The 3,511-nt window shown below is 67.9% G+C and carries 3 protein-coding genes and 1 pseudogene; all 4 read right to left on the reverse strand.

Annotation, left to right across the window (positions count from 1 at the left end):
- Positions 1-66: 66 nt before the first annotated feature.
- A complete protein-coding gene (locus tag R1101_RS0118830) occupies positions 67-615 on the reverse strand; it encodes a hypothetical protein (protein WP_026003461.1) in 549 nt (182 codons plus the stop codon).
- Between the two features lie 142 nt (positions 616-757).
- Positions 758-1,287: pseudogene (locus R1101_RS29745) on the reverse strand (DUF779 domain-containing protein).
- An 88-nt stretch (positions 1,288-1,375) separates the two neighbouring features.
- Positions 1,376-2,899: an aldehyde dehydrogenase gene (gene adh, locus R1101_RS0118840; protein ID WP_026003462.1), complete on the reverse strand. Its 1,524-nt coding sequence runs from the start codon at positions 2,897-2,899 to the stop codon at positions 1,376-1,378.
- Between the two features lie 66 nt (positions 2,900-2,965).
- Positions 2,966-3,511: helix-turn-helix domain-containing protein (locus tag R1101_RS0118845; RefSeq protein WP_016934890.1), on the reverse strand; the 546-nt coding region annotated here is incomplete at its 5' end.

A 3,511-nucleotide genomic window follows, 5' to 3' on the forward strand; every position in this document is an offset into this window, starting at 1 on the left:
CTCCACCACCCCCGGAAGGGGGTGGGGGTGACCGGCATCACATAGTGTGCCGAACGAACGACATTGTCAGCGTCCGGCGGCGCCCGCGATCTCCTGGCGCATCTCGCTCCACACGGAGGCGTAGGAGTCGATGTTGGCCGCGGTGGCCCACGCGAGCGAGCCGCCCTTGATCTTCTCCAGGGCCTCGGCGAACAGATCCTGGTAGCGCGACAGTCGCGGCACGAACGCCGATACGTCGTCGAACAGGCTCTGCGCCTGCCGGTCGAGGGCGATGAGGCCGTCGACGAATCCGTCGGAGTCCGCGTTCTCGAGGAGCGTGGCCAGTTCCTCGTCGAGGGGGAGGAACCGGTCGTAGAGATCCGAGATCGAATCCTCGTCGATGGAGACCCGCTCCGCGTCGAGCTGGTCGTTCAGCTCGGAGGAGCCCTTGTCGGTGAGGCTGATGCCGCCGTCGTTCTCCGCGGCCTTGCCCTGCTCGAGGAGCGCGGTCACCGCGGCCTGGCCGGCCGCCACCGACACACCGAGGTGCGCGGCGAGCACCTCCGCCGTGACCTGCTTCTTCAGACGCACCGTCTGCAGCAGTGCCAGTTCGTCCACGTTGCCTGCGAAGGCCATCGCCCACTCCTCGCCGCACCCCACCGGGCGCCCACATCGTCATCCGGAATCCGGCCGGATTCCGTCCCGATTCTGACGCACCCGGGCAGCCGGCCGGGGAGTCACCCTCCTCGACGGGATCTCGAGGTCGAAAAAGCGTGGATCACGAGGACAGGCCGGGCACCGGACACGCGTCGGCGGCCTCGGCGACCACGGTCGGCGTATCGGACGCGGCGGGCTGGTCACCCGCCTCCCAGTCGCGGCCGGTCCGCGGCCGGTCGGTTTCGAGAAGCGCCCGTTCGTCGGGGGTGAACGCGCGCCCCCTGCTGAGGAAACGCACTCCCTCCGGGCTCTCGAGACTGAACCCGGAGCCGCGTCCGGGCACCACGTCGAGGACGAGACAGGTGTGCTTCCACGCCTCGAACTGCGAACCGGAGATCCACACCGGCACGGCGTCGGCGCCGACCGGCCGATCGGCGCGGGTCTCCCCGCCCCGAGACGCAGATCGAGGACTCCGAGGAGAACGTCACGGTCGCCGACGAGGAATTCACCGTCGGGATAACACATCGGCGCGGAGCCGTCGCAGCATCCGCCGGACTGGTGCATCATGAGCGGTCCGGTGCGCCGCGCGAGGCGGCGCAGCAGTGCGACGGCGTCGACGGTCGCCACGAGGCGTGGGACGGTCACAGACATGCCCTTTCCGTTGGGGTGCACGGTGCTCGGCGCGTATGGCGACGGCGCCTGCCACGTCGTGCGGACGTGACAGGCGCCGAAGTGTGGATCAGAAGAAGCCCTGCGCCTTGGGAGCGTAGGACACCAGGAGGTTCTTCGTCTGCTGGTAGTGGTCGAGCATCATGTGGTGGTTCTCGCGGCCGATGCCGGACTGCTTGTAACCACCGAAGGCCGCGTGCGCGGGGTACTGATGGTAGGTGTTCGTCCACACCCGGCCGGCCTGGATGGCGCGACCGGCACGGTAGGCGACACCACCGTCGCGGGACCAGACACCGGCCCCGAGACCGTAGAGGGTGTCGTTGGCGATCGAGATCGCGTCGTCGAAATCACCGAAGGACGTCACGGACACGACCGGGCCGAAGATCTCCTCCTGGAAGATGCGCATCGTGTTGTCGCCCTGGAAGATCGTCGGCTGCACGTAGTAGCCGCCCGAGAGGTCGCCGCCGAGATCGGCGCGCTCACCACCGGTGATGACCTTGGCACCCTCGCTCTTGCCGATCTCGATGTACGACAGGATCTTCTCGAGCTGATCGTTCGACGCCTGGGCGCCGATCATCGTGTCGGTGTCGAGCGGGTCGCCCTGGCGGACGGCCTTGGTACGGACCGCGGCAAGCGAGAGGAAGTCGTCGAAGATGTCCTGCTGGATCAGTGCACGAGACGGGCACGTGCACACCTCGCCCTGGTTGAGGGCGAACATCGTGAAGCCTTCGAGGGCCTTGTCCTGGTAGTCGTCGTTCGCCGACAGCACGTCGGAGAAGAAGATGTTGGGGCTCTTGCCGCCGAGCTCGAGGGTCACCGGGATCAGGTTCTGCGAGGCGTACTGCATGATCAGCCGGCCCGTGGTGGTCTCACCGGTGAACGCGATCTTGCGGATGCGCGGGCTCGATGCGAGAGGCTTGCCCGCTTCGACACCGAAACCGTTGACGATGTTGATCACCCCGGGCGGCAGCAGGTCGCCGATGATCGAGATCAGGTGCAGGATCGACGCCGGGGTCTGCTCGGCCGGCTTGAGGACGACGGCGTTGCCGGCAGCCAGGGCGGGCGCCAGCTTCCACACGGCCATGAGGATCGGGAAGTTCCACGGGATGATCTGGCCGACGACACCGAGCGGCTCGTGGAAGTGGTAAGCGACCGTCTCGGAGTCGATCTCGGAGATCGACCCTTCTTGCGCGCGAATGGCTCCCGCGAAGTAACGGAAGTGGTCGATCGCGAGCGGGATGTCGGCATTGAGGGTCTCGCGGATGGGTTTGCCGTTGTCCCACGACTCGGCGAGGGCGATCGATTCGAGGTTCTCCTCGATGCGGTCGGCGATCTTGTTGAGGATCAGCGCGCGTTCGGCGGGCGACGTCCTGCCCCAGGCCGGTGCGGCGGCGTGGGCGGCGTCGAGCGCGAGTTCGATGTCCTCCTCGGTGCCGCGAGCGACCTCGGTGAACACCTGGCCGGTGACGGGGGTGACGTTCTCGAAGTACTCCCCCTTCACCGGCGGCACCCACTGGCCGCCGATCCAGTTGTCGTACCGGGACTGGAACGACATGAGGGCGTCGGGCGAACCGGGACGGGCGTACACGGTCATGTGCATCTCCTGCAGCGTCGAGCGGTCGGTATGTGATCCGGAACACTACGGACGCGAGGGTTGCAACTACGTTGCGAGCAACCTGTCCAATCGGGTCACCGTGGCATCGACCTGCGCGAAGCGGGGTGATCGAGGATCGATCGAGGCGCGATAGGCCGCCCACGCGGTGATGTCCTCGCGGCCGTGGACGGACGAGGTCCACTGCGCGAGCAGGTGCTCGTCTCCGCAGCGCAGCAGTGCGGCCCGCACCCCCGAGCGGAGTTCGTCGCGGATCTCCTCGACGCCCGGCGCCACCGAGCCGGGCAGGATCTCACCGGCGCACAGACGCACCGCCGAGGCCACGTCGCCCCGGTCGAGCGCGCGGCGCACATCCGCGACGTCGGTGTCGAGCGCGGTCAGCAACCGGTAGGGCCGTGAGCCGAGATGTTCCGCTCCGAGCACCTTGCGCAGACGCGACATCTCGGCGCGGATGGTCACCGAGTCCAGCTCGTTCTCGTCGAGCAGCACCGCGAGCCGGTCGGAACTCAGGCCCTCGGGATGATCGGCGAGGATCAGCAGGATCTCGGCGTGCCTGCGGGACAGGCCGACCCGTTCGCCCCCGCGGTGCAGGGC

This window comes from Rhodococcus sp. R1101 (assembly GCF_000278445.1).
Classification (GTDB): domain Bacteria; phylum Actinomycetota; class Actinomycetes; order Mycobacteriales; family Mycobacteriaceae; genus Rhodococcus; species Rhodococcus gordoniae.